Source organism: Mesorhizobium sp. M5C.F.Ca.ET.164.01.1.1 (assembly GCF_004792125.1).
GTDB classification, from domain to species: Bacteria; Pseudomonadota; Alphaproteobacteria; order Rhizobiales; family Rhizobiaceae; genus Mesorhizobium; species Mesorhizobium wenxiniae.
In genome coordinates this window covers 1,688,448-1,712,088 of sequence record NZ_SRTG01000001.1, presented here as the reverse complement: position 1 = coordinate 1,712,088, position 23,641 = coordinate 1,688,448, and the positions used below count along the sequence as shown (strand labels likewise).

The 23,641-nt window shown below is 63.0% G+C and carries 26 protein-coding genes and 1 tRNA gene; 10 read left to right on the top strand and 17 right to left on the bottom strand.

Annotation, left to right across the window (positions count from 1 at the left end; translation table 11 throughout):
- Positions 1-31: 31 nt before the first annotated feature.
- The gene (locus EN807_RS08455; RefSeq protein ID WP_135934584.1) at positions 32-946 is read right to left on the bottom strand and encodes a DMT family transporter; all 915 of its coding nucleotides are present in this window, start codon (positions 944-946) and stop codon (positions 32-34) included.
- A 104-nt stretch (positions 947-1,050) separates the two neighbouring features.
- Between EN807_RS08455 and EN807_RS08450 the strand changes: the two genes are divergently transcribed.
- Positions 1,051-1,536, top strand: coding sequence for a MarR family transcriptional regulator (locus EN807_RS08450; protein ID WP_135934583.1), 486 nt, complete (start codon positions 1,051-1,053; stop codon positions 1,534-1,536).
- 4 nt (positions 1,537-1,540) lie between these two features.
- Here the strand turns inward: EN807_RS08450 and EN807_RS08445 are convergent, their stop codons facing one another.
- From EN807_RS08445 to EN807_RS08430, 4 genes are read right to left on the bottom strand one after another with little or no spacing between them, the layout of a single operon-like run.
- The gene (locus EN807_RS08445) at positions 1,541-1,966 is read right to left on the bottom strand and encodes a DUF1178 family protein (protein ID WP_135934582.1); all 426 of its coding nucleotides are present in this window, start codon (positions 1,964-1,966) and stop codon (positions 1,541-1,543) included.
- A complete protein-coding gene (locus tag EN807_RS08440) occupies positions 1,963-2,844 on the bottom strand; it encodes a carbon-nitrogen hydrolase family protein (RefSeq protein WP_135934581.1) in 882 nt (293 codons plus the stop codon). The genes EN807_RS08445 and EN807_RS08440 overlap by 4 nt, the downstream gene beginning before the upstream one ends.
- A gap of 10 nt (positions 2,845-2,854) precedes the next feature.
- Complete coding sequence (grxC, locus tag EN807_RS08435; protein WP_127318257.1) at positions 2,855-3,124, bottom strand: glutaredoxin 3; 270 nt, start codon at positions 3,122-3,124, stop codon at positions 2,855-2,857.
- A gap of 27 nt (positions 3,125-3,151) precedes the next feature.
- Entirely contained in the window at positions 3,152-3,937 is a 786-nt protein-coding gene (locus EN807_RS08430; RefSeq protein ID WP_135934580.1) for a ComF family protein, read from the bottom strand.
- A gap of 53 nt (positions 3,938-3,990) precedes the next feature.
- Here EN807_RS08430 and EN807_RS08425 point away from each other — a divergent pair, with 53 nt between their 5' ends.
- Positions 3,991-4,863 carry a methyltransferase domain-containing protein gene (locus EN807_RS08425; RefSeq protein WP_135934579.1) on the top strand — a complete coding sequence of 291 codons (873 nt, stop codon included), beginning with the start codon at positions 3,991-3,993 and terminating at the stop codon, positions 4,861-4,863.
- Between the two features lie 48 nt (positions 4,864-4,911).
- Here EN807_RS08425 and EN807_RS08420 read toward each other — a convergent pair whose 3' ends face one another.
- The 6 genes from EN807_RS08420 to EN807_RS08395 all read right to left on the bottom strand — a co-directional run bounded on the left by EN807_RS08420 (position 4,912) and on the right by EN807_RS08395 (position 8,422).
- Positions 4,912-5,091, bottom strand: a complete 180-nt coding sequence (locus EN807_RS08420) for a Flp family type IVb pilin (protein ID WP_135934578.1) — start codon at positions 5,089-5,091, stop codon at positions 4,912-4,914.
- 98 nt (positions 5,092-5,189) lie between these two features.
- Positions 5,190-5,519: a hypothetical protein gene (locus tag EN807_RS08415; RefSeq protein WP_127320175.1), complete on the bottom strand. Its 330-nt coding sequence runs from the start codon at positions 5,517-5,519 to the stop codon at positions 5,190-5,192.
- Between the two features lie 113 nt (positions 5,520-5,632).
- Entirely contained in the window at positions 5,633-6,055 is a 423-nt protein-coding gene (locus tag EN807_RS08410) for a (deoxy)nucleoside triphosphate pyrophosphohydrolase (protein WP_127320173.1), read from the bottom strand.
- The gene (locus EN807_RS08405; protein WP_189522373.1) at positions 6,052-6,831 is read right to left on the bottom strand and encodes a GNAT family N-acetyltransferase; all 780 of its coding nucleotides are present in this window, start codon (positions 6,829-6,831) and stop codon (positions 6,052-6,054) included. Before EN807_RS08405 ends, EN807_RS08410 begins: the two co-directional genes overlap by 4 nt.
- A complete protein-coding gene (gene argJ / locus EN807_RS08400; RefSeq protein ID WP_135934577.1) occupies positions 6,831-8,072 on the bottom strand; it encodes a bifunctional glutamate N-acetyltransferase/amino-acid acetyltransferase ArgJ in 1,242 nt (413 codons plus the stop codon). The genes EN807_RS08405 and argJ overlap by 1 nt, the downstream gene beginning before the upstream one ends.
- Before the next feature lie 119 nt (positions 8,073-8,191).
- A complete protein-coding gene (locus tag EN807_RS08395; RefSeq protein WP_065008468.1) occupies positions 8,192-8,422 on the bottom strand; it encodes a hypothetical protein in 231 nt (76 codons plus the stop codon).
- Positions 8,423-8,534: 112 nt separating this feature from the next.
- Here EN807_RS08395 and EN807_RS08390 point away from each other — a divergent pair, with 112 nt between their 5' ends.
- Positions 8,535-9,182: a TetR/AcrR family transcriptional regulator gene (locus tag EN807_RS08390; protein WP_135934576.1), complete on the top strand. Its 648-nt coding sequence runs from the start codon at positions 8,535-8,537 to the stop codon at positions 9,180-9,182.
- Positions 9,183-9,387: 205 nt separating this feature from the next.
- Here EN807_RS08390 and EN807_RS08385 read toward each other — a convergent pair whose 3' ends face one another.
- Complete coding sequence (locus EN807_RS08385) at positions 9,388-10,320, bottom strand: peptidylprolyl isomerase (protein WP_135934575.1); 933 nt, start codon at positions 10,318-10,320, stop codon at positions 9,388-9,390.
- A gap of 250 nt (positions 10,321-10,570) precedes the next feature.
- On the opposite strand from EN807_RS08385, the gene secA reads away from it, so the two are divergent.
- The 4 genes from secA (at position 10,571) to EN807_RS08365 (ending at position 17,354) form a co-directional block, all read left to right on the top strand.
- Positions 10,571-13,303 carry a preprotein translocase subunit SecA gene (gene secA / locus EN807_RS08380; RefSeq protein WP_135934574.1) on the top strand — a complete coding sequence of 911 codons (2,733 nt, stop codon included), beginning with the start codon at positions 10,571-10,573 and terminating at the stop codon, positions 13,301-13,303.
- 571 nt (positions 13,304-13,874) lie between these two features.
- Entirely contained in the window at positions 13,875-15,275 is a 1,401-nt protein-coding gene (locus tag EN807_RS08375) for a lipopolysaccharide biosynthesis protein (RefSeq protein WP_135934573.1), read from the top strand.
- The gene (locus EN807_RS08370) at positions 15,275-16,555 is read left to right on the top strand and encodes a GNAT family N-acetyltransferase (RefSeq protein WP_135934572.1); all 1,281 of its coding nucleotides are present in this window, start codon (positions 15,275-15,277) and stop codon (positions 16,553-16,555) included. Before EN807_RS08375 ends, EN807_RS08370 begins: the two co-directional genes overlap by 1 nt.
- 190 nt (positions 16,556-16,745) lie before the next feature.
- Positions 16,746-17,354 (top strand): hypothetical protein, encoded by a 609-nt coding sequence (locus EN807_RS08365; protein WP_135934571.1) that lies wholly within the window; start codon positions 16,746-16,748, stop codon positions 17,352-17,354.
- Positions 17,355-17,494: 140 nt separating this feature from the next.
- On the opposite strand, the gene EN807_RS08360 is transcribed toward EN807_RS08365, so the two are convergent.
- Positions 17,495-17,579 (bottom strand) — tRNA-Leu (locus tag EN807_RS08360).
- 274 nt (positions 17,580-17,853) lie between these two features.
- Between EN807_RS08360 and EN807_RS08355 the strand changes: the two genes are divergently transcribed.
- Positions 17,854-18,441, top strand: coding sequence for a YqaA family protein (locus EN807_RS08355; protein ID WP_065008472.1), 588 nt, complete (start codon positions 17,854-17,856; stop codon positions 18,439-18,441).
- A gap of 57 nt (positions 18,442-18,498) precedes the next feature.
- Positions 18,499-19,017 carry a disulfide bond formation protein B gene (locus tag EN807_RS08350; protein WP_135934570.1) on the top strand — a complete coding sequence of 173 codons (519 nt, stop codon included), beginning with the start codon at positions 18,499-18,501 and terminating at the stop codon, positions 19,015-19,017.
- Positions 19,018-19,427: 410 nt separating this feature from the next.
- Here the strand turns inward: EN807_RS08350 and EN807_RS08345 are convergent, their stop codons facing one another.
- Together EN807_RS08345 and choX are read right to left on the bottom strand one after the other, a co-directional pair.
- Positions 19,428-20,276 (bottom strand): alpha/beta hydrolase, encoded by an 849-nt coding sequence (locus EN807_RS08345; protein WP_189522372.1) that lies wholly within the window; start codon positions 20,274-20,276, stop codon positions 19,428-19,430.
- Positions 20,273-21,214, bottom strand: a complete 942-nt coding sequence (gene choX / locus EN807_RS08340) for a choline ABC transporter substrate-binding protein (RefSeq protein ID WP_135934568.1) — start codon at positions 21,212-21,214, stop codon at positions 20,273-20,275. Before choX ends, EN807_RS08345 begins: the two co-directional genes overlap by 4 nt.
- 115 nt (positions 21,215-21,329) lie before the next feature.
- On the opposite strand from choX, the gene betI reads away from it, so the two are divergent.
- Positions 21,330-21,950 carry a transcriptional regulator BetI gene (gene betI / locus EN807_RS08335; RefSeq protein WP_065007974.1) on the top strand — a complete coding sequence of 207 codons (621 nt, stop codon included), beginning with the start codon at positions 21,330-21,332 and terminating at the stop codon, positions 21,948-21,950.
- Between the two features lie 250 nt (positions 21,951-22,200).
- Here the strand turns inward: betI and EN807_RS08330 are convergent, their stop codons facing one another.
- Together EN807_RS08330 and EN807_RS08325 are read right to left on the bottom strand one after the other, a co-directional pair.
- Positions 22,201-22,758, bottom strand: a complete 558-nt coding sequence (locus tag EN807_RS08330; RefSeq protein ID WP_029348574.1) for an HNH endonuclease — start codon at positions 22,756-22,758, stop codon at positions 22,201-22,203.
- 217 nt (positions 22,759-22,975) lie between these two features.
- The gene (locus tag EN807_RS08325) at positions 22,976-23,617 is read right to left on the bottom strand and encodes a DNA-3-methyladenine glycosylase (RefSeq protein WP_135934567.1); all 642 of its coding nucleotides are present in this window, start codon (positions 23,615-23,617) and stop codon (positions 22,976-22,978) included.
- Positions 23,618-23,641: the final 24 nt, after the last annotated feature.

Sequence of the window (23,641 nt, the reverse complement as noted above, 5' to 3'; positions counted from 1 at the left end):
ACATTCACCGGCTGCGATCCGAACAAGAACATCACGCCGCCTGGCTTTGCGCCTTTGTGGTGATCTGGCTTTGCGCTTTCGTGGTGATGAAGACGCCGGCGGTGATGATGACGGCACCCGCCCAGGTCAGCAATCGATAGTGCTCGCCGAGAAAGACCGTCCCGGCAAACAGCCCGACCGCAGCCGCGACATAGCCGATCTGGCTGAGATAGACGGGACCGCCGATCGCCTGCAGCCGGAAGAAGAAGACGAACATCGCCGCGGCTGACGCGACCTGCCCGACGACCACCATTGGCACGCCGCCGACCAGGGCGAGCGAACCGCTGCCCTGCAGCGTGAAGATACCGCAAAGAAGCAGCGCAGCCGATGCCAGATGGCTGCCGACGGCAAGCTCGATCGGTCCGGTCCCTTCCGGCCAGTCGACCGTGCGGTAGATGTTGCCGGCGGCAAGGCTGACCGGGATGAGCAGCCCTACTGCCACCCAGAAAAATTCGGCCGGCTGGCCGGCCTCGCCGCGCGTCCCCGCCACCATCACCGCACCGAGGAAGCCGACGGCAATGCCGACGACACCAAGCAGATTGGGGCGCCGAACGCCGAGCAGGATCGAAAACACCAGGGTAACCACTGGCGACAGTGTGAACATGATACCGGTATAGCCGGCACCGAGATGCGGAATGGCCGAGAACATCAAGAGATTGGGGAATGCATAGGACACCGCCGCGGTGACGACGAAGTAGCGCAGCCTGTGCGGGGTGAGCCGGATGCGTTGCCCGCGCAGAAGCAAGGCGCACAAAAGCACACCGCCGGCGCCGAGCGAGATAACGAGGGCCCAGATCATGGCCGAAACGCCGGCCGCCGTGGCGATCTTGCCGAACGGCAGCGTCAGGCCGAGCAGGCCGCCGGTGACGACCAAAAGGCCGGGCGCTGAATCCCAGAGAAATTTCATAACGAACCTTGCACCTTATGTCTTTGCAGCTCTTGGCCAGCAATGTGTCTTGAGATAAGATAATAGAAAGATTCTTAACGTCAAGATATTTAACGGTGAGATAGATGGATCGCGCCGCGAAAGCCATCGAGCAGTGGAAAAAAGAACGGCCGGATCTGGATGTTTCTCCGATGGCCGTGCTTGGACGGTTGAACGAAGCCTCGTCGCTAATTGCACGAGAACGCCTCGCTCCGCTGTTTGCCCGCTTCGGACTGCAATCCGGGGAATTCGATGTGCTGGCGACGCTGCGCCGTTCCGGGTCGCCTTACGCGCTGACGCCAACTGCCCTCTACGAAGCGACGATGGTGACGTCGGGCGCCATGACCAACCGGCTCGATCGGCTGGAGAAGGCCGGTTTGATCCTGCGCGGTCCGCACCCCAACGATCGGCGCGGGATTGTCGTGCAGCTGACCGGAAAAGGTCTCACATTGGTCGATGAGGCGGTCGCCGCCCACGTCGCCAACGAGCACGAGATACTTTCCGGTCTGACGCGCACCGAACAAGAGACGCTTGCTCGCCTGCTGGAGAAATTGATAGGGAGCGTTAGCTAGCCTGTCAGTTCCGCTCGTCCGGGAAGCTTGGAATCGGCATGAATTCGACGCCGTCCTCGGCCAGGCTCTTCGCCTCCTCCAGCGTCGCCTCGCCATAGATGCCGCGCGGATCGCTCTCGCCGAAATGGATCTTGCGCGCTTCCTCGGCAAACTTGTCGCCGACATAGTCGGCGTTCTCGCGCACCTTCTCGCCCATCGCCTTCAATTGCGCCAGCGCCTGCTTCTGGGCCTCGCCCATGGCGAGCGCGATCTTCTCCTGCTTGCGACCGGTGGAGACGGCCGGCGCCATCAACGCCTTCTCTATCCTGTGCGAGCCGCAGGTCGGGCAATCGACGAAGCCACGCTTCTTCTGGGTGTCGAAATCGTCGTTGCTGCGAAACCAGCCCTCGAATTCGTGCTCGTGCTCGCAGATCAGGGAAAACCGGATCAAGATGCTGCACCCCTGAGTGGCAGTGCCTCAGCCTGTCCGCCGTTTACGGCAAAATCCCGCGCATTCTTCAGGTTTGGGATCTTCTTGCGCGCGGCGACCGACTGCGCCGGGTCGATCTCGGCGATGATCATCGCCGGTTCGTCATGTGCCGCTTCGGCGACGATGCGGCCCCAGGGATCGACGATCAGCGAATGGCCATAGGTCTCGCGGCCGTCCTCGTGCAGTCCGCCTTGCGCCGCGGCAACGACATAGGCGCCGTTCTCGATGGCGCGCGCCCGCAGCAGCACATGCCAGTGCGCCTCGCCGGTCTGGCGGGTGAAGGCGGCGGGGACCGAAAGCAGGTCGGCGCCGGCCAGCGCCTCGGCGCGGAAGAGCTGCGGAAAGCGCAGATCGTAGCAGACGGCGAAACCCAGCCTCGCACCATCTATCCCGGCGCCGCTTATCTTCGTGACGACGGCCTCGGTGCCCGGCTCGTAGGCGGACGATTCGCGCCAGCTTTCGCCATTGTCGAGATCGACGTCGAACATGTGGATCTTGTCGTAGGTGGCAATCGTCGCGCCATCCGGTCCGAACAGAAGCGCGCGGTTGGCGAGCTTGCCGTCGGCGCGCAGGATGGCGGTCGAGCCGATATGCAGGAAGACGCCAAGTTCTTTCGCCAGCTTGCGCGAGGTCGAGACGATGATGTCCTTGTCCTCGGAAGTGAAGGAGGCGGCCCGCGCTTGGCTGTCGCGGATCAGCGCACCGGTCATTTCCGGTGACTGGATATAGGTCGCACCCTGGCCTGCGGCCTCGCGCACCAGCCGCTCCAGATCGACCGTATTGCGCTCGGGACTGGTGCCCGAACGCATCTGGATCGCCGCCGCCTTGAAAGCACCCATCGTCACATCCTTAATTCGCCGAGCCGTTGGCGAGCAGACGGTCCAGCCGGCCCTCCGCCTCCAGTTCATGGAGATCGTCGCAGCCGCCGACATGCGTATCGCCGATGAATATCTGCGGAAAAGTCGAGCGGCCATGGGCGCGGGAGATCATTTCCCGGCGCAGTTCCGGCGAGAAGGAGGCGTCGTGCTCGGTGTAGGCAACGCCCTTGCGCTCGAGCAGCCGCTTGGCCGCCGTGCAATAGCCGCACATCATCCGTGTATAAATCGTCACGTCGACCATCGGTCAGCAATCCTGCCTTTCTCAGATCTATATAGTCGCGGACTCGTCGGCCCGAAAGTCCCCCGGCAGCACGCGCGCAAAGGTCAGCACGTCGACGGTCCCGGCACCGCCCTTCTTCAGCGCCTTGGCGACCGCGCGGACAGTGGCGCCGGTGGTATAGACATCGTCGATCAAGAGCACCCGGCGGCCGGCGATCTCGATCTCGGCCTCCTCGGGCACTCTGAATGCGGCACGCACATTCTCCTCGCGTTCCCGCCGCTCCAGCCCGACCTGCTGGCGGGTGAGTTTGACGCGCCTGACCGCGGAGGGCGCAAAAGGCAGGCCGCCAAGTTGCGATACCGCCCTTGCCAGTTCCGCCGACTGGTTGAACTGGCGCCTGAAAAAACGCCGCCAGTGCAGCGGCACCGGCACGACCACATCGGCTTCCGCGATCAGTTCGGCACCGGCGCGCAGCATCCAGCGCGCCATCCACGGCGCCAGGTCGGTGCGATCCTGGTATTTCAGCCCTTGCACCATCTGGCGGGCGACACCGGAATAAGCGACCGCGGCCCGCGCGCGCTCGAACGGCGGCGGGTCGGCGATCGCCTCGGCCGACAGGAACCCATCGCCCATGTGATGGATGAACGGCGTGCCCATCACCGGGCACCATGGCCGCTCCAGAAGCCTGAGCTTCGGCCAGCAGGCGCCGCACAGCACGCCGGGCTGCGAGACATGCCGTCGGCAGCCGGCGCAAACCGGCGGAAACAGGATGCGCGCCGGCCAGTCCAATGCCTTTCGAGCGATAGTCTTGATAAATGGCATTGGATCGGCCACGTGGTTGCTCCTCCGCCACCCTATATCAGACAGCGGAAACCAGGAACCGTCAGTTGCAACCTATAGTCGACACTTCTCTCTGGCTGGCGCACAAGCGCCGGGCGCTCGCCTATCCCACTGCCGGCGCGGATTTCCTGATGCGGCGGGCGGCCGAGGAGCTTGCCGAGCGGCTGGGCGCCGTCGAGCGCAAATTCGACAGAGCGGCCGTGCTGTTTTGCCAGACGCCGGCGGCGGTCGACGTGCTCGCGACAAGCGGCAAGGTGGCGGACATCATACGCGTGGAGGCGGACGCTGCGTTCCTCGACAATGCAGCAGGACTGGTGGCGCCGCTGGAGACCGTGCCGTTCGAGCCGGAAAGCCTCGACCTCGCCGTGTCACTTTTGTCCCTTCAGGCAATGAACGACATTCCCGGCATGCTGGTGCAGATCCGCCGCGCGCTGAAGCCGGACGGTCTTTTCCTCGGCGCTTTTGCCGGCGCCGGTACGCTTTCCGAGCTGCGCGAAAGCCTGCTCGCCGCCGAGACCGAGCTTTACGGCGGCGCCAGCCCGCGCGTCATCCCGTTCACCGACGTGCGCGACGCCGGCGCGCTTTTGCAACGCGCCGGCCTGGCCTTGCCCGTCGCCGATGTCGAGACGGTGACGGTGCGCTACGATTCCCTGTTCGGTCTGATGGCGGACCTGCGGGCGATGGGCGAGACCAGCGCGCTCATCGACCGCAGCAGGCGACCCGGCACACGAAGGTTGTTTGCCCGCGTCGCCGAAATCTACGCCGAGCGGTTTTCGGATGCCGATGGTCGCATCAGGGCGAGTTTTCCGATCGTCTGGATGTCTGGCTGGGCGCCCGACGCCTCGCAGCAAAAACCGCTGAAGCCGGGCTCGGCGAAAATATCGCTGAAGACGATACTGGAAAATCCCGGCGGGCGTTGACCGGATTCTGTCGACCGGATTTCTATGGATGCTGGTGGCCGGTCGCGATCACTGCGCGAAAGCGTTCACAAGCCTGCTGGAATTGTCGCTGAACAGCCACGAGATTGCGTCAGCCGCCTGGCCGATGCCGCCTATGATGGCAAGCGACAGCACGGTCACGATCAGCCCATATTCGATGGCCGTCGCGCCGGTCTTGTCTTCCCAAAATCGTTGCAGCAATGTTTTCATGGCCGTCGATCCCGCTTGCCGGAACCCTAGCGCCGACTTGTTAAGAAAGGTTAATGGCACAGGCTTAACAGGCGGTGAAACGGCTGCTCTAAACCATCTCAGCAGTCGCCGCTGCGTTTGCCATTGTCGCGTATCACGCAGACCGAACTGGGCAGCGGCTGCAGCACGCTCTTGCGCAGCGTGTAGGTCCCACGATGGCCGGTCGACCTCGTGCTCCCGACCGAGCCTGTGCTCATTCCGTCGAGGCCGCCGACAAAATGGTCGCGGGCGGATCGCGTCCGGCTGTCGAGCAAGGGCGTCGCGATCAAGGCCAGCGCCACCGCGGCCGAGCCGAACAGCAGCGTGATCCGCAATATGCCCATGCCGGCATGGACAGCGCTAAAGCTGCGGTCGGGTCGGATCGAATCCCAGTCCCTGTCGAGGCTCATGCAACCGCCCTCCGGCGAAGGCCTGAACACGCCTTCCCACGATTTCCATGCCGTCAATTTTTCACGGCAAGATAAATCTTCCATTAACGTTGGCTAAGTCTCGGACGGTACAATCAGAGAAGATCGATGAGGAACTGGATCAGCGGCGCGTCGGCCGGCGGCATCGGAAAATCGCGCATCTGGCGCGGCCGCACCCATTTCAGCACCTGCCCTTCCTTCGGCTGCGCGATGCCGCGGAAGCGACGGCAGACGAACAGCGGCATCAGCAGGTGAAAATCATCGTAGGAATGGCTGGCGAAGGTGAACGGCGCCAGGCAGGGAATATCGGTTTCGATGCCGATCTCCTCGTACAACTCCCGGATGAGGCATTCTTCCGGCGTCTCGCCGGGCTCGACCTTGCCGCCCGGAAACTCCCACAGGCCGGCGAGTTGCTTGCCTTCCGGCCGCTGTGCCAGCAGCACGCGGCCGTCGGTATCGACCAGCGCGCAGGCTGCGACCAGGAGCAGGCGCTTGCCGACAGGGTTCGGGCCGGTCATGCGCCAGGCGGCCGGCGATAATGGTAACGATAGACTTCGTCGAACCCGAGCGAACGATAAAGCGCCAGCGCCGGCGCATTGTCGTCCTCGACCTGCAGCCAGGCTTCCCGGGCGCCGCGCAGCCGGGCCCATTTCAGCGCTGACAGGATGAGGTGGCGGGCGTGGCCCTGGTTGCGTACCGATCTGTCGGTGGCGATCTCGAACAGCCCGGCAAGATCGCCATCGTGGACGCAGATCAGCGTCGCCAGCGGTTCGGTGCCCTTTTCGAGCGCGAACAGCCCGGCTTCCGGCTGGATGGCGCCGATGATCTCCGACAGGCCCGGCCGCAGCGACACATCCGAGCCGCTTACTTTGAGCGACGCGCCGATGAAGCGGCTGATGTCCTTCAGCGGGATCTGGTCCATGGCGGCATCGAGCTGGGCGTCCGCCAGCGGCAGCCGCATGACCAGCGATTCGTCGAACGTGCTCCAGCCTTCGCTGTCGAGATGTTTGGAAAGGACCGGGCCCGACAGCGGCGATATGCGGAAGGTCAGCGGCCGGCCATAGGCGTCGAAACGGCGGCTGGCGCGGCCGATGCGCTCGGCGATGTGCTGGATGTCGCCGGGATCGAGCGGATTGACCGAATTCAGCCGCTTGGCCGGATGGCCCGCCGTCAGCCGCACCACCCAGGTGCCGTCATAATGCACCGCCGCCGCCGGCCAGGCGCGAAAGCCGGCCGCCTCATAGCGGCGCACGATGGCAAGCACGCTTGCCGGATGTCTGGAAACCAACGCCATCAGCTCCGATAATCGCCGTTGATGGCGACATACTCCTTGGTGAGGTCGCAAGTCCACACCGTCGCCTTGCCGCGGCCGATGCCGATATCGGCATGGATGCGGATCTCGTCGCGCTTCATGTAGGCCGATGTCGCCTCCTCGGAGTAGGCGACATCGCGCTCGCCCTCATGCGCCAGCCTGATATCGCCGAACCAGATCGACAGAAGGTCACGGTCGGCCGGTTCGCCGGCCTTGCCGATGGCCATGACGACGCGGCCCCAATTGGCATCCTCGCCGGCGACCGCCGTCTTGACCAGCGGCGAATTGGCGATCGACAGCGCGATGCGCTTGGCCGAGCGGGCCGATTTCGCGCCGGTGACGGTGACCTCGACCTGCTTGCGCGCGCCCTCGCCGTCGCGCACAACTTGCAGCGCCAGCGATTTCAGCACCTTGCCGAGCGCGCGGCGGAAGGCGCCGAGGCGCGCATCCCCGGTATCCGTGATATCAGGCGCGCCGCGCCTGGCGGCCGTGCCGGTGGCGAACATCAGCAGCGTGTCGCTGGTCGAGGTGTCGCTGTCGACGGTGACCGCATTGAAGGTTTTGGCCGTGCCGCGTGACAAAAGATCCTGCAGCACAGGTGGTGCGATCGGCGCGTCGGTGGCGATGAAGGAGAGCATCGTCGCCATGTCGGGCGCGATCATGCCGGCGCCCTTGGCAATACCGTTGATGGTGACGTCGGTGTCGCCGAGTTTTACCGTCGCGGTTGCCAGTTTCGGATAGGTGTCCGTGGTCATGATCGCCTTGGCGGCTTCGGTCCACAGGTCCGGCCTGCCGTCCTTGACCAGTCCGGCGAGCAGATAGCTGAACTTGCCGGCATCCAGCGGCTCGCCGATGACGCCGGTCGAGGCCAGAAACACCTCGCCCGGCGTGCAGCCCGCAGCCTTGGCTGCAGCCTCCCCGGTCATTGCCGTGGAGGTACGGCCCTTCTTGCCGGTGAAGGCATTGGCGTTGCCGGAATTGACGACCAGGACGCGCGCCTTGCCCTGCCCGAGATTCTGCCGGCAGAAATCGACCGGCGCCGACGGGCATTTCGACTTGGTGAACACTCCGGCGACCCTGGTGCCGGCATCGAAGACCATGGTCAGCAGGTCTGTACGGTTCTTGTACTTTATCCCGGCCTCGGCGGTGGCGATGCGGACGCCCTCGATATCAGGCATTTTGGGGTACTTCTTCGGCGCGAGCGGCGAAATGGTGGCTGACATGAAGACCTCGGGCGGGAAAATCGCAAGGGGAACGCCGGTTTGCCCGATAGCGGGCGCCGGTGCAAGGGCGTTTTCCCGACCGTTGCGGACGATATCAAACTGCCGGCAGCACGCTTGCGTCATTGGGCAGGATTGAGGAACCTCCGGAACATCTTCTGCACGCCCGGAATGAGGCCCCAGATCATGATCGCGACCATCAGCGGGGCGATGACCAGCGTGCGCTGCCAGATCTCCCACTGTTCGGTCAGCGGGAACACGACATAGAGGATGGCGGTGATCAGCGGATAAACGCCGGCAAGCACCAGCAGCGCAAAGCGGAGGCGCGAGAAGCGGGCGGCGGTCGAGGTCATTGGTCTCTCCTTATCGTTACGAAACGTACCGTTATATAAAACGGACCGTTTCGTTTCGTCAAGATGTCGTATATGCATGCTGAGGAAACTTGGCCGATAAGGAAAAAAGCAGATGGGTGAGGACGCAGATCAGGCCCGCAAATCAATTGGCGCGCGGCGCAACCCCGACAGCGCCGACGCCATTCTCGACGCCGCCGAGGCGGTGCTGGTCGAGGCCGGTTATTCCGGCTTCTCGATCGAAGCGGTGGCGCGGCGGGCGCGTGCTGGAAAGCCTACGATCTATCGCTGGTGGCCGAGCAAGGCCGCTTTGCTCTTCGACGTCTATCAGCGGCTAAAGCGCGTCGACAACCCCGATACCGGAAACCTCGAGGATGATCTCGTCGGCTTCCTGAAGAACCTGTTCTCGCACTGGCATGAAACGTCCTCAGGCAGCGTCTTCAGATCGCTGATCGCCGAGGCCCAGTCGGATGCGACCGTAGCCGCCGTGCTTGTCGAATACACGAAAGGACGCCATGCCCATACCGCCCAGATGATCGAACGCGCCAAGGCAAGAGGCGAAGTGGCGGCCGACGTCGATTCCACGCTCGTCGCCGACCTGGTCGCCTCCTTTGCCTGGACTCATCTTTTGACCAATCGCCTCGACGAAGACGAAGCGACGCTGCGCAGGGCGGTTGGCTATGTGGTAAAAGGCATCGCTCCAACGGCAAACTCGCCGCCGGCGATCCGGCAGCGTTCAAGGCGTCGACGCATTGTAGGATAGGGCGATCTCGGCGCCGCGCTTCTTTCCTTCTCCCCTTGTGGGAGAAGGAAAGAAGCGCGGCGCCAAGACGGAAGAGGGGTGCTGGACGGAGTGCGGTCGGTGCCAAGCGAACCCCCCCATCCGACCGAGCTTCGCTCGGCCACCTTCTCCCACAAGGGGAGAAGGGAAGAATCGACGACCGCGCTTGCCCTAGCCTCGCCCTCGCCTACTTGGCGTTTTCCAGCGCGTCGACCGTCTTCTTCAGCTTCTCGTCCGGGATCTCGACTTTGGCCTCGGCGCGCAGCGACTTGACCAGAGCGATGTACTTGTCGCGGATAACCGCCTGGCGGGCCTGGTCCTTGACCTGGTCGAAGGCCGGCGGCTGCTTGGCGCGCTTGTCCTCGACCTGGATGACGTGCCAGCCGAACTGCGACTGCACCGGCTGCTCGGTGTATTTGCCCACCGCCAGCGCGAAGACCGCCTTGTCGAACTCCGGCACCATCTGGCCGGGTCCGAACCAGCCGAGATCGCCGCCGCTGGTCTTGCCGCTCGGATCGCTGGTGTGCTCGTTGGCGAGCTTCTGGAAATCGGCGCCGCCGTCGAGTTGCTTGATGATCGTTTCGGCCTCTTCCTTCGTCGTCACGAGGATGTGACGGGCATGCACCTCGTTGGTCGGCGGCGTGTTGGCGATTTCCTGGTCGTAGCGGGCGCGAATTTCGGCATCCGTGACCTTGCCGATGATATCCTTCTCGACCATTTCGCCATGCAGGGCGCGCTGCTGCAGGAATGCCATGCGGCGCTGGAAGTCGGGATCCTTGTCGAGGCCGGTGGTGATCGCCTGGGCAGCCATGACCTTGATCTCGATCGCCGCCGAAAGTGCTGCGGCGCGGCGCTGTTCGGGCGGCATCTGCGCAAACTGCTGCGACAGCTCGCCTTCGGCAAGGGCAAGGTCTGCCTCGGTCAGCGTCTGGCCGTTAATCGTGGCGACCACGGCGTTCGGATCAACCGGCGCGGCCGGTTGGGCGGGGGCGGCCGGTTGGGCCGGGGCTGGTTGGGCGGGGGCGGTGTCCTGCGCCATCAGCGGCGACAGCGACAGAGCCGACAGCCCGAATGCCAGGCCGAGGCTGGCGAGCGACGCGCGGCGGAACAATGAGGACATACGATTAACTCCAATGGGGATAGCTAGAGCGGGATGGCTTCCAGACCAGCCGGATTGTGGCGGAATTTGGCACGGTCCACAGGGCGAGCGCGCCGTTGACATCGATTGAGCCCCCTCTTATCTGTCCAACGACTTTGCGTCCAGAACCGTTTTCCGGGCGCTTTTTGCGTTTATCCGCGTTTCACGTGGATTTGACGGGGCCGTCGGCACCCGTCGCAACGACTTGGAATGCTATCGAAAGGACCATTGAATGGTCAGTTTTGGCGGTCTCGCCCGTAAGGTTTTCGGCTCCTCCAACGATCGTCGGATCAAGTCGACCCGCCCGCGTGTCGAAGCGATCAACGCCATGGAAAACGAGATGCGGTCGGTCTCCGACGCCGAGCTGACGGCCCGCACGGAAAAATTCCGCCAGGACGTCGCCAACGGCGCCACCCTCGATGATCTCCTGGTGCCGGCCTTCGCCACCGTGCGCGAGGCGGCGCGCCGCGTGCTCGGCATGCGCCCGTTCGACGTCCAGCTGATCGGCGGCATGGTGCTGCATAATGGCGGCATCGCCGAGATGCGCACCGGCGAGGGCAAGACGCTGGTCGCCACGCTGCCGGTCTATCTCAACGCGCTCGCCGGCAAGGGCGTCCATGTCGTCACCGTGAACGACTATCTTGCCACGCGCGACTCCGAATGGATGGGCCGCGTCTACAAATTCCTCGGCCTTACCGTCGGCGTCATCGTCCATGGCCTGTCGGACGAGCAACGCGCCGCCGCCTATGCCGCCGACGTCACCTACGCCACCAACAACGAGCTCGGCTTCGACTATCTGCGCGACAACATGAAATTCGAGCGCGCCCAGATGGTGCAGCGCGGCCACAGCTACGCGATCGTCGACGAGGTCGACTCCATCCTGGTCGACGAGGCGCGCACGCCGCTGATCATTTCCGGTCCGCTCGAGGACCGTTCGGAAATGTACAACACCATCGATGCCTTCATGCTGAAGCTCGAGCCGGCCGACTACGAGATCGATGAGAAGCAGAAGACCTCGATCTTCACCGAGGAGGGCACCGAGAAGCTGGAAAACCTTCTGCGCGACGCCGGCCTGCTCAAGGGCGAGTCGCTCTACGACGTCGAGAACGTCGCCATCGTCCACCACGTCAACAATGCCCTGAAGGCGCACCAGCTGTTCCAGAAGGACAAGGACTATATCGTGCGCAACGGCGAGATCGTCATCATCGACGAATTCACCGGCCGCATGATGCCGGGCCGCCGCTATTCGGAAGGCCTGCACCAGGCACTCGAAGCCAAGGAGCATGTGGCGATCCAGCCGGAGAACCAGACGCTCGCCTCCGTCACCTTCCAGAACTATTTCCGCCTCTACAAGAAGCTCGCCGGCATGACCGGCACAGCGCTGACCGAGGCCGAGGAGTTCGGCAATATCTACGGCCTCGAAGTCACCGAGATCCCGACCAATCTGCCGGTGGTCCGTGTCGACGAGGACGACGAGGTCTACCGGACCGTCGAGGAGAAGTACAAGGCGATCGTCAAGGAGATCAAGGAAGCGCGCGAAAAAGGCCAGCCGACGCTGGTCGGCACCACGTCGATCGAGAAATCCGAGCAGCTGGCCGCGCGTCTGCGCAAGGAAGGTTTTACGGATTTCGAGGTGCTGAACGCCCGCCACCACGAGCGTGAGGCGGCGATCGTTGCCCAGGCGGGAAAACCCGGCGCCATCACCATCGCCACCAACATGGCCGGCCGCGGCACCGACATCCAGCTCGGCGGCAATGCTGACATGCGCATCGCCGAGGAGCTTGGCGATATGCCGGCCGGCCCCGAGCGCGAAGCCAGGGAAAAGGCAATCCGCGACGACGTCGCCCGGCTGAAGGAAAAGGCGCTGGCCGCCGGCGGCCTCTACGTGCTCGCCACCGAACGCCACGAGTCGCGCCGCATCGACAACCAGTTGCGCGGCCGCTCAGGCCGCCAGGGCGATCCCGGCCGCTCAAAATTCTTCCTGTCGCTGCAGGACGATCTGATGCGCATCTTCGGTTCCGAGCGCATGGACGGCATGCTGCAGAAGCTCGGCCTCAAGGAAGACGAGGCGATCATCCACCCCTGGATCAACAAGGCGCTGGAAAAAGCGCAGAAGAAGGTCGAGGCGCGCAACTTCGACATTCGCAAGAACCTGCTGAAATATGACGACGTCTCCAACGATCAGCGCAAGGTGGTGTTCGAGCAGCGCCTCGAGCTGATGGACGGTGAAGGCCTGTCCGAGACCATCGCCGAGATGCGCGAGGGCGTCATCGAGGAGATCGTCGCCAAGAACATTCCCGAAAACGCCTATGCCGAGCAGTGGAACGTCGCCAGCCTCAAGGCCGAGGTCGCCGAATTTCTCAACCTCGACCTGCCCGTCGAGGACTGGGTCAAGGAAGAGGGCATTGCCGAGGACGACATCCGCGAGCGCATCACCCAGGCCGCCGAGACTGCCGCGAAAGAGCGTGCCGAGCGCTTCGGCCCCGACGTGATGACCTATGTCGAGCGCTCAGTGGTGCTGCAGACGCTCGACCATCTGTGGCGCGAGCACATCGTCAACCTCGACCATCTGCGCTCGGTCGTCGGCTTCCGCGGCTACGCCCAGCGCGACCCGCTGCAGGAATACAAGGGCGAGGCGTTCGAGCTGTTCCAGGCGATGCTCGGCAATCTGCGCCAGGCCGTCACCGCGCAATTGATGCGCGTCGAGCTGGTCCGCCAGGCTGCTGAAGCCCCGCCGCCCGAGGCGCCCGACATGTTCGGCAGCCATCTCGACGGCACCACCGGCGAGGACGATTTTAACGGCGGCGAGACCGGGCTTCTGGTCCGCCAGGAGACGAATGCCATCGTCGCCCCCGAAAACCGCGACCCGAAAAACCCCGCGACCTGGGGCAAGGTCGGCCGCAACGAAGCCTGCCCGTGTGGTTCGGGCAAGAAGTACAAGCATTGCCACGGCGCGTTTGCGTAAGCTTGCCTTCTCCCCGTCACTATACGGGGAGAAGGTGCCGGCAGGCGGATGAGGGGCAGCGCCGGCCTTCGCGATAAGCCAATCTCCCCACCTGAGGGGGAGATATCAGGCGGCCAGGGGGCGCTGTCCCGCCAGCTTGATCCGCTAGTATCCCGCGAAAGCGACTTCGTCCACAGTCACTTTCTCAAACCATCTTCACCGACTTCACCCATTGTGAGGGGAACGGACGAACGCAGCTGTATTTCGTCCGTCTGCTCGGCTTGCGGTTGAGGCACCTATTTCGGTCGGAAGCAGTCGAACTGCGAGGCTTTTCTATCGGCGATAGTCCAGAGTTTCTACGGCAGAATGGCGCTCGTCGATGAACTTGAACGCATGATTGTCTGATACCGCGACCCACGTCAGGCAATATTGGGCAGCGTAAAATTCTCGAAAGTCGCCGCCGCCCCTCATCCGCCTGCCGGCACCTTCTCCCGTATAGTGACGGGGAGAAGAAAGCTCCCACCCAACCGTTTCTTAATGTGTTTTCGTTAGACGCATAGCCAGAAAAGAGGCGGAAAACGGAGAGTATTGGGTGCGCTTTTCCGCGGCGACGACAGCCGGGCGGTTCCTGCCGCAGCGCCTTGCGCTGCGCGTAAAGCCGCTGCTTGGCCGCATCGATGCCGTGCTGTTCACTGCCGACGAGCGTGGCGAAGCCGGCCGCATGTCGCTCATCGCCTTTTCCATCCGCATCGTCAGCGCCGTCATCGCCTTCGTCAGCCAGGTGCTGATGGCGCGCTGGATGGGCTCGTTCGAATACGGCATTTTCGTCCTCGTCTGGGTGACGATGGTCATCGTCGGCAATCTCGCCTGCCTCGGCTTCCACACCTCGGTCATCCGCTTCATTCCCGAATACCGCGAGCGCAACATGCTGGCCGAACTGCGCGGCATCGTGCTGACCAGCCGCCTGTTCGTGCTGGTTGCCTCGACGCTGATCGCCGGGCTGGGCGCGCTCGGCGTCTGGCTGCTCTCGCCCTTCATCGAAAACTACTATGTCGTGCCGTTCATTCTCGGCCTCATCTGCGTGCCGATGATCGCCATGTCCGATCTGCTGCAGGGGCTGGCGCGGGCCAACTCATGGGCGCTGTTTGCACTGGCGCCGACCTATCTTGTGCGGCCGGTGCTGATCCTGGCGCTGATGGCGCTGATGCTTCTGGTCGGCTTTGCGCCGGACGCCACAACCGCGATTTTCGCCTCGATCGCCGCCGCCTATGCCACCACGCTCGGTCAGCTCATCGGCGTCACGACGCGGATGGACAGGAATATCCCGGCCGGGCCGAAGAAGGTTCATTTCGCGCAGTGGTTCCTCGTGTCGCTGCCGATCTTCCTGGTCGAAGGCTTCTTCTTCCTGCTCACCAATGCCGACGTGCTGATGGTCGGCGCCTATATGAAGCCCGACGACGTCGCCGTCTATTTCGCCACCGTGAAAACGCTGGCGCTGGTGCATTTCGTCTATTTCGCGGTCAAGGCGGGCGTCGCCCAGCGCTACGCGCAGTTCACCCATGGCGAGCCGGAAAAGCTCGCCGCCTTCGCCCGCGAAACGGTGTCGTGGACGTTCTGGCCGTCGCTGGCGATGGCGCTGCTGGTGCTGGTGCTGGGCGAGCCGATGCTGAGCTTGTTCGGCGCCGAATTCGTTGCCGGCTATCCGCTGTTGTTCCTGCTGGTCTTCGGCGTCGTCGCCCGCGCCGCCGTCGGCCCCTGCGAAAGCCTGCTCACAATGAGCGGCAACCAGAACATCTGCGCCGCCGTCTACGCCATGACGCTGGCCTTCAACATCGGCCTCAATCTGGTGCTGATCCCGCTTTTCGGCCTGTGGGGCGCGGCGATGGCCACCGCCTTCGCCATGATCTTCGAGGCCGGCGCGCTGTCCTTCACGGTCTGGCGCAAGCTCGGCATCGTCATGGCCATTTTCGTAGCCGCCGAAGGAGCCGCATGATGGCTGCCATCCCGTTGCTCGAGGAAACCAGCGGCGGCCCGGCCGGCGCCATGGTGTCCGGCCTCGCCGGGCTCGCCCGCGAAGCCGACCCCGCCCATATCGAGCTCTTGGCCAACGACCGGCCCGAGCGCAAACTGGCCGTCTACCCGGCTTCCGCCGGCTTCGATCTGGTCGAGGAACTCGACTATCTCTGCACCCGCACGATCGAGCCCAACGTCTTCTTCAATCCGCGCTTCCTGGCGCCCGCCATGCCGCGGCTGGAAGACCGCGAGGTGCGGCTGGCGGTCATCCGCGACGGCGACGAATACCGCAACCGGCTGCGCCTGCTGGTGCCGTTCTCGGTGGAGCGGCCGGGCGTGCCGATCGGCGTCCCGGTCATGCGCACATGGTCGAGCCCGTTCGGCCCGATCGGCACGCCGCTGGTCGACCACGACGATCCCGTCGGCGTCATCGAGGATTTCTTCGCGATGCTGTCGCGGCCGCATCTCAAATTGCCGAAGGTCTTCGTCCTGCCCGACATCAGGCTCGACGGCCCGGTGGCCAGCCTGCTGGCCACCGTCGCCGAGACGCGCGGCCTGACGCTGGTCACCACCGGCAAGGCCGAACGCCCGATGCTCGAAAGCGAGATCGACGGCGATGAGTATCTGAAGGCCTCGCTGCGCTCGCACCATTATCGCGAGTTCCGCCGCCTGAAGCGCCGCCTCGCCGACCTCGGCAGGCTGGAGCATGTCGTGGCGCGCGGACCGGCAAATATCCGCCATGCCATTGAACGCTTCCTGACGCTGGAAGCAGCAGGCTGGAAAGGCCGCGAGCGCACCGCCATGGCCATCGACCGTTACCGCGCCGCCTTCGCCCGCGAGGCCGTGCACCGGCTGGCCGAACAGGATCTGTGCCGCATCCATTCGCTGACGCTCGACGACCGCACCATCGCCAGCCTGATCGTCTTCGTCGAGGCCGGCGTCGCCTACACCTGGAAGACGGCCTATGACGAGACGCTCGCCGCCTATTCGCCGGGCACGCTGTTGATGATCGAGGTGACCAGGCAGCATCTCGACGACCCCAACGTCATGATGACCGATTCCTGTGCCGTGCCCGACCATCCGGTGATGAGCCGGCTATGGACGGAGCGCAGGCCGATCGGCACCCTGGTCATCGGCCTGACGCCGGACGCCGACCGCCTCGCCCGCCAGGCGGCGTCGCAGCTTCACCTCTACCGCGAAACCCGCAACATGGCGCGCCTGCTGCGCAACCGGATGAAGAGCTTGCTGGGACGGCGGTAGGCTGGTGGTGCTGCTAGTTCCTCGACCCAGCGGCGCAGACCCTAGGATGACGAAGGCACAGTCGAGGCCTAGGTCATGAGGCTTAATTCTCCCGACCAGCGGAAAGGATTAGCATCGGCGATAATCTCGGCCGCGCAACCAGCATCATTGCCGCCTTGCACGGCCAGAACAAAAAATCTGGGAGGAATGCATGACGAAAACAACTTACTTCAGGCGCCGCAGCATTCTCGCTTTGACTGGCCTCATCGGCGTCTGCCTGACTGCGGCTGCAGGTCAGGCCGCCGAGCCCGACAAGGCCGAGATCGATGCCCTGAAAAAATCGCTATCCAAGTACGAAGACTATAAGGCCGCCATCCGCGACCTCTATCTGTCGACGGTCGGATGCGTTTATTACAGCGGCGAAAAAGTGGCTGGCGCTATGGATTACCCTAAGGGCGCGATGGGCATTCATTTCGTCAACGTCGCGAGCGTCAGCCCGACACCAGATCCGACGCGCCCCAATGTCCTTATCTATGAGCCGGTCGACGGCGGCTTGCGCCTGGTGGCCGTGGAATGGCTTGCACCGTTGACGCCTGACACCAAGGAGCCGCCGAAACTCTTTGGACAGACGTTCCAGGGGCCGATGGAGGGGCATTATCCGCTTATTCCGACGGAGTTCTACCACTACGATCTTCACGCCTGGCTGTTCAAGGACAACCCGCTCGGAATGTTCAGCCCGACGAACCCTGACGTGAAATGCGACAATTACGCGTTTCCGATGCCGGAGCAGCCGACGAAGATGGTCCCGGGGCCGATGTGATGGCGACCTGAGCTACGGAGTCCGATCTAATCAGGAAGGACCGGCCGCGTTGTCAGGAAGGACCGGCCTCGATTGTGATTATCCCAGGATGCTCCCGGGACACATCCCGGCCGAGCTTCCAAGACGTCTCGGGTGGAAAATGGTGCCCCTAGCCGGGATCGAACCAGCACTCCTTGCGGAACTCGATTTTGAGTCGAGCGCGTCTACCAATTCCGCCATAGGGGCTCAGGCCGGGCGGCCTGGATGGGCGCGGACTATACGGTTGGAGGCCTGTTCGTCAACTGGCCAATTCCCGGCATGCGGCCTTCGCTCAACCCCAGCCTTCCGATTTCGTGAAGCTACGGCCATTGTGCGGCGCGAAAAATCTTTCTAGACAGGCAGCGCATTGAAGCGCGTCGCGTCTCGAGAGATTCATGTGGCGCGCTTTTTGGTCTTTGTTTTTATGCATTGTTATCCCAAAACCGCTGCGCATTTTGGGCGACGTGCATTAGGAGTGCCGATGCTTCGCGGACTTTACGACTGGACCTTGTCGCTGGCGGCAAAGAAATCCGCCGAATGGTGGCTGGCCTTCATCGCTTTCGTCGAAAGCTCGGTGTTCCTGGTGCCGGCCGATGTGCTCTACCTGCCGATGGCGCTGTCGCGGCCGGATCGCGCCTATCGCTACGCGCTGGTCGCCACGCTGGCCTCCGTTCTGGGCGGCATCGCCGGCTGGTATATCGGCCACTATGCCTACGACACGGTGGCGCGGCCGATCCTCGAATTCTACGGCAAGTATGACGACTTCGAGTCGCTGCGCGTCTCGACGGGCACCGGCTTCATCATCCTGATGCTGATCACCTCCGGCCTTGCCCATCTGCCGCCGATCAAGGTGGTGACGATCCTGTCCGGCGTCATCGGAACGCCTTTGCTGCTGTTCATCGTGCTGGCCATCGTGGCGCGCGGCGCCCGTTTCCTGTTCCTGGCCTGGCTGCTGCGCCGCTATGGCGAACCGATCCGCGAATTCATCGAAAAGCGCCTTGGCATGATCGCAGGCGCCGCCGCCGCTGCCCTGATTTCGCTCTATATCGTCGTCAAATACGCCTTCTAGAGCAAGGATGTTCAAATTGACCCATCCTTTGCTCTGACGGGAATGGACGGTAGATCGATGACAGCGACCGTGAGTGCCGACACTCGACGCCAGCGTATGCGGACGGCTGTGTTTCTCGCCGTCGCCATGGCCGCCACCGTCGGCTCGGCGCTGGCCTTCCAGCACCTGGGCGGCTACATCCCGTGCAAGCTCTGCCTGGAGCAGCGCACCCCCTACTACATCGGCGTGCCGCTGATGCTGCTGGCGGTGCTGTCGTCGGCGCTGCGCTGGCCTACTTGGCTGACACGCGGCCTGCTGGCCGTCGGCGGCCTGCTGATGGCCTACGGCGTCTATCTCGGCGTCTATCATTCCGGCGTCGAATGGGCGTGGTGGCCGGGGCCGACCGATTGTGCGGCGGCGGCAGGACCGGTGGACACCGGCGGCAAGGGCGTGCTCGACGCGCTCGACCAATTCGTCCCGCCCTCCTGCGACAAGGCGGCTGTGCGCATCCTCGGCCTGTCGCTGGCCGGCTGGAACGCCATCGCCAGCTTTGTCCTGGCTGTGGTCGCCTTCCGTGGTGCGTTTGCGCGCGGCTGAGCAAACAGGTTCGGGCTGCCTCAGACCTGCTCGACACCAAGGATGTGCATCGATCCGGGCTCTCCGAGATATGCGGCCAGACAGTCCCAGAATTCGTCGAGCAGGCCTTGCCGTGGCGTCAAAGTCATTTCGTGCGATTAGTGGAAGTTTCCCATTGGCATAAGTGCAGCTAGTGGTGAAAATCTGACGCTTGGTACCCAGCATCGAACGGCCGGAGTCGGACCCAATTCAGCCATTGCCGGCCTAAATCGAATGTCTCGTAGAGGTTGGAATTCGACATTTCGGCTTTCGATCTCATTGCTGGAACAAAAAAGAGCAGGCCCCGCAAGGATCATCTCCAGCGCTGCGGCCTGACTTTCGGGGCCTCCTCGGATAAACACCCTGCGTGGTGGCCATCTTAGGGGCAAGGATTACTCAAAGAGGCCCGCGATTGACCGCGACGCGGATTGCCTGAGATGGCGCGCCAAAAATCCTTGGAGGCTACCGGCAACACGGCCCGGCCGTTCCCAATGTGGATTGTGCCCGCAGCCGGGAAGTTCGATCATGTCGCCGGAGCGCAGGTACGCCCTCAATGCGTAGGCCTGCGAGACGCTGAACAGTGGATCGGCGCTGCCGTGGACGATCAGCGCCGGCTGCTGAATTCTTGAAGCGATGCCGCGAAGATCACAGCTTCGGATTTCTTGAAAGATCCGGCTCCACAATCGTGCGGGAATAGCTGCTGCGTCCCGCGCGAGCATCGTCAGAAAGGCCGCGTCGACGGGGCTGGCGCATGCGTGCCATGTGGCGAAGAATTCGTGCGCGGGATCAATCGGATCCCGCAGCATTGCCATGGCTGCGCAGATCGGATCGTTCTCGTCGGTGTTAGGCCTCAACGTCCCCGAAATCACCGCTAACGCCCCGACAAGCTCTGGGCGGGTTGCCGCGAGTTGCATCGCCGTCAAGGCGCCCAGCGAGTGTCCCACGACGAACGCCTCGCGCAGGCCAAGACCATCCATAAGGCACGCGATATCCTCCGCGAAGTCCGCGAGCCGGTAAGCGTCGTCCGGACGATGCGAGGCGCCGTGCCCGCGCAGATCGGGCATGATCAGACGCACGTCGGGCAGGTAGGGCTCAAGCAGCGCGAAACTCAGGCTCGAATCCGTGAAGCCGTGAATAAGCACCACGGCCGACCCAGGGGTATCGGTATCGATATAGGCGATGGTGCGCCCATCGCCTGTCTCGATCTTCCGCTTGCGCGCGTCCCAGTCGACAAGTCTCATAGTCCCAGTTTCGCCCTGACCGCGTCGAGCGCCGGTTTTCCGTCGAAGGTCGTTACATTGGCGAGCCATGCGTCGAGATGCTGCGATTCGGCCTTGAGCGCTTCGAGAGCTGCCTCACCCGGCTGCATTCCATCGTTGACCAGATAGCCCATGCCCTTGTTCTCGAAGTTGATGTCGAAGACCAGGTTCTGCAGAAACTGCGCGACATTCGGGCACTCCTCCAGATAGCCTCTCCGCACTTGCGTGCTCACCGTCGCCGCGCCGAAATTCGGGCCGTAGAACTTGTCGCCGCCGGTCAAATATTCGAACTCGAACATTGCGTTCATCGGATGCGGCGCCCATCCCTGGAAGAGTATGAACCCCTTATTCCTGATCTTGCGGCCGACCTCCGAAACCATGCCGACTTCGCTCGACTCGACCACTTCCCAGCCTTCAAGACCAAGCTCGGGATCGGCGATCGCGTCGAACATCAGCTGATTGGAGCCAGGCTCGATGCCATACATCTTCTTCTCGAATTGGTCCGCGAACTTCTGGAGATCGCGGAAATCCTTCACGCCGGCTTCCCAGACATAGGTCGGCACCGCGAATGTGTATTTAGCACCCTTGAGATTGACGCGCACTTGCTCGACCGAGCCATCGGCCTTGTAGGGCTCGTAGTAGGCCGTCATCGCGGGGTCCCAATACCCAAGGAACGCGTCAAGGTCGCCGTTCTTTAGACTCTGATAAATGACATCGAGGCCGAGCAGGTCGCTTTCGGCGTGATAGCCCAACGCGTCGAGGAGCGTGGTGGCAACGCCAGTCGTGAATGCCAGATCGTTCCAGCCCGGTTCGGCCATCCGGACTTTTCGGCAGCTTTCGGCCTCGCCGGTGCCGGCTGCGGCCGAAAGGGAGATGAGGCAGGCAATGGCGGAGATACCGCAGCTTAGGATACGAGGCATTGTGTTCCCTTTGTGTTTGACCAATAAGAATGCTAATTGACCACTCGGTCAATCATTGATCTAATCAGACAAAATTGTCAATATCTACGAAACCCTCTCGGAAAGCCACCTACAGATGAAACTCACGCGACTGAGCGAGATAAGGCGGAAGGAACTGCGCCGGGCGGCTTTTGCTGTCCTGCAGCGGGAAGGTGTTGCCGGGGCAACGCTGGAGAAGGTAGCGGCGGAGGCTGGCGCCTCGAAGGGGATCGTGCTGCATTACTTCCGTAACAAGCAGGAGCTTTTCGAGCATGCGATGCGCGAGGCCAACACCGCGCTGCGCGATGCCGTGGTCGCCCGCCTCAAACACGCGCGCACGCCTCGCGAGAGGCTGGAGGCCATCATCGAAGGCAACTTTGAGCCGGCATTCTATCGGCCGTCGATCTGTCACGCTTGGCTGTCGCTATGTGCCGAGGTGCCTCGTGATGCCAAGCTTGCGCGCATTCAGGAAGTCATTCACGCGCGGATGAATTCGAATCTGATGTCTGCACTCAAAAGCATGGTGGCGACGGATGAAGCCGCAGACATCGCGCTCGGCATTACGTCGCTGATCGACGGGCTGTGGCTGCGACTGGGCTTACAAAAGCGTGGTATTTCGGGCGAACAGGCCATTCAGCAGGTGAAGGATTTTGTTGCTGGCCGGCTGGCGATTGCTTCCGGTCGAGCCGCGGCGCGCAGGGAGATCGCTGCCAGCTAGGGGACCGGCCGACAAACACCTTGCCCAACCCTCAATACGGAGAAGCACCAATGTCGGCTTTGGCTGCTGTGTCGCAATGTGAACTTTCCACCCGATCAAGTCCTTTGTCACGGGTACCAAGCGTCAGATTTTCACCACTAGGCCGCTCGTGCCAAGTCCGGTGGATGCGAAACTCTTGCTCTATGTCGATGGCAGCTTGCGGACCTGAACCTGGCGCGTCGGCCAAGCAGCTCAATGTTTGACGCCGACCCTACGGCTCGAGTTCGACATCCCAGTACAGATAATCCATCCAGCTTTCATGCAAATGGTTGGGCGGGAACAGGCGGCCATTGTTGTGCAGATCATGGACCGTCGGCTGATAGGGCTTCTGCAACGGCCACATCTTGGCGTGCGCCGGCATCATGCCGCCCTTTCTCAGATTGCACGGCGAGCAGGCGGCGACGACATTCTCCCACGTCGTCGCGCCGCCGCGATGGCGGGGAACGACATGGTCGAAGGTCAGATCCTCCGGCGTGCCGCAATACTGGCACTGGAAACGGTCGCGCAGGAAGACATTGAAGCGGGTGAAGGCCGGATGCCGCGATGGCTTCACATAGGCCTTCAGGCTGACGACGCTCGGCAGCTTCATCGAGAAGGTCGGCGACGACACGGCGTGCTCGTATTCGGCGACGATGTTCACCCGCTCGAGGAACACCGCCTTGATGGCGTCCTGCCAAGACCAGAGCGACAGGGGATAATAGCTGAGCGGACGGTAATCCGCGTTCAGCACCAGTGCTGGAAGCCCATCCGGAGATACGGCAACCGTCACGTCATTGACCTCCTTGGTTCAGCGCATGACCCCGAAAATCGGATCGATTTTCGGATAGGATCATGCGCAGCTTCAAAAGTCCTACTGCGTCCATTGCGCATCCAGTTGGATGCACAGTCGGCGTGGATACTGTAAGCCCGACATGACAGGGATGTGAAGCGGCTTGTCGATCAAACGCCACGCCAAAGGCGCCTGATTTCAATGCTTTTTTGCGAATTCAGGCCGGAGGCGCGGCGTCCCTGCCCTTCAATTCGCGATAATAGGCCCAGAAAAGCCGCGATGCGACACCTCGCCATGGGCTCCATGATTCGGCGAGCTGGATCAGTGTTTTCTCGGGCGGACGCGGGTCGATGCCGAGCGCGTGGCCGACCGCGCTCTGCAGGGCAACGTCGCGTGCCGGGAAGACGTCGGGGTGGCCGGCGGCGAACAAAAGATAGACTTCCGCCGTCCACGGGCCGATGCCCGACACCTTGGTCATCGCCATGATCGCCTCCGCGGCATCGAGCAAGCAGAGATGATCGAGGTCGAGGCCGTCGACCACCGCCTGGGCCACGGCGATCAGGCCGCGCTGCTTCGGCCGCGACAGTCCGGCCTCGCGAAAGATGGCTTCGTCGGCGGCAAGGATCGCTTGCGGCGTCAGCGGATCGACGAGCTTTGTCAGCCGCCCGAAGATGGCGTCGGCGCTGGCACGGGAAACCTGCTGCGAAACGATGATCGAGGCAAGGCTTCTGAACCCCGGCTCAGAGAGCCTCAGCGGTACCTCGCCGGCCATGCCGCGCACCTTTTCAAGACGCGGGTCGAGTAGGCAAAGCGCATCGAGCCCTCGCGAGATGTCGTCGAGCGTGGCGATGCGTTGCATGTCTGCTTGTTCCCGGCGCAAAAT

Bases quoted from the DNA above. Each gene is read 5' to 3' on its own strand.
- EN807_RS08455 (WP_135934584.1), bottom strand. From the start codon at position 946: ATGAAATTTCTCTGGGATTCAGCGCCCGGCCTTTTGGTCGTCACCGGC.
- EN807_RS08450 (WP_135934583.1), top strand. From the start codon at position 1,051: ATGGATCGCGCCGCGAAAGCCATCGAGCAGTGGAAAAAAGAACGGCCG.
- EN807_RS08440 (WP_135934581.1), bottom strand. From the start codon at position 2,844: ATGGGTGCTTTCAAGGCGGCGGCGATCCAGATGCGTTCGGGCACCAGT.
- grxC (WP_127318257.1), bottom strand. From the start codon at position 3,124: ATGGTCGACGTGACGATTTATACACGGATGATGTGCGGCTATTGCACG.
- EN807_RS08420 (WP_135934578.1), bottom strand. From the start codon at position 5,091: ATGAAAACATTGCTGCAACGATTTTGGGAAGACAAGACCGGCGCGACG.
- EN807_RS08415 (WP_127320175.1), bottom strand. From the start codon at position 5,519: ATGAGCCTCGACAGGGACTGGGATTCGATCCGACCCGACCGCAGCTTT.
- EN807_RS08410 (WP_127320173.1), bottom strand. From the start codon at position 6,055: ATGACCGGCCCGAACCCTGTCGGCAAGCGCCTGCTCCTGGTCGCAGCC.
- EN807_RS08405 (WP_189522373.1), bottom strand. From the start codon at position 6,831: ATGGCGTTGGTTTCCAGACATCCGGCAAGCGTGCTTGCCATCGTGCGC.
- argJ (WP_135934577.1), bottom strand. From the start codon at position 8,072: ATGTCAGCCACCATTTCGCCGCTCGCGCCGAAGAAGTACCCCAAAATG.
- EN807_RS08395 (WP_065008468.1), bottom strand. From the start codon at position 8,422: ATGACCTCGACCGCCGCCCGCTTCTCGCGCCTCCGCTTTGCGCTGCTG.
- EN807_RS08390 (WP_135934576.1), top strand. From the start codon at position 8,535: ATGGGTGAGGACGCAGATCAGGCCCGCAAATCAATTGGCGCGCGGCGC.
- EN807_RS08385 (WP_135934575.1), bottom strand. From the start codon at position 10,320: ATGTCCTCATTGTTCCGCCGCGCGTCGCTCGCCAGCCTCGGCCTGGCA.
- secA (WP_135934574.1), top strand. From the start codon at position 10,571: ATGGTCAGTTTTGGCGGTCTCGCCCGTAAGGTTTTCGGCTCCTCCAAC.
- EN807_RS08370 (WP_135934572.1), top strand. From the start codon at position 15,275: ATGGCTGCCATCCCGTTGCTCGAGGAAACCAGCGGCGGCCCGGCCGGC.
- EN807_RS08365 (WP_135934571.1), top strand. From the start codon at position 16,746: ATGACGAAAACAACTTACTTCAGGCGCCGCAGCATTCTCGCTTTGACT.
- EN807_RS08355 (WP_065008472.1), top strand. From the start codon at position 17,854: ATGCTTCGCGGACTTTACGACTGGACCTTGTCGCTGGCGGCAAAGAAA.
- EN807_RS08350 (WP_135934570.1), top strand. From the start codon at position 18,499: ATGACAGCGACCGTGAGTGCCGACACTCGACGCCAGCGTATGCGGACG.
- EN807_RS08345 (WP_189522372.1), bottom strand. From the start codon at position 20,276: ATGAGACTTGTCGACTGGGACGCGCGCAAGCGGAAGATCGAGACAGGC.
- choX (WP_135934568.1), bottom strand. From the start codon at position 21,214: ATGCCTCGTATCCTAAGCTGCGGTATCTCCGCCATTGCCTGCCTCATC.
- betI (WP_065007974.1), top strand. From the start codon at position 21,330: ATGAAACTCACGCGACTGAGCGAGATAAGGCGGAAGGAACTGCGCCGG.
- EN807_RS08325 (WP_135934567.1), bottom strand. From the start codon at position 23,617: ATGCAACGCATCGCCACGCTCGACGACATCTCGCGAGGGCTCGATGCG.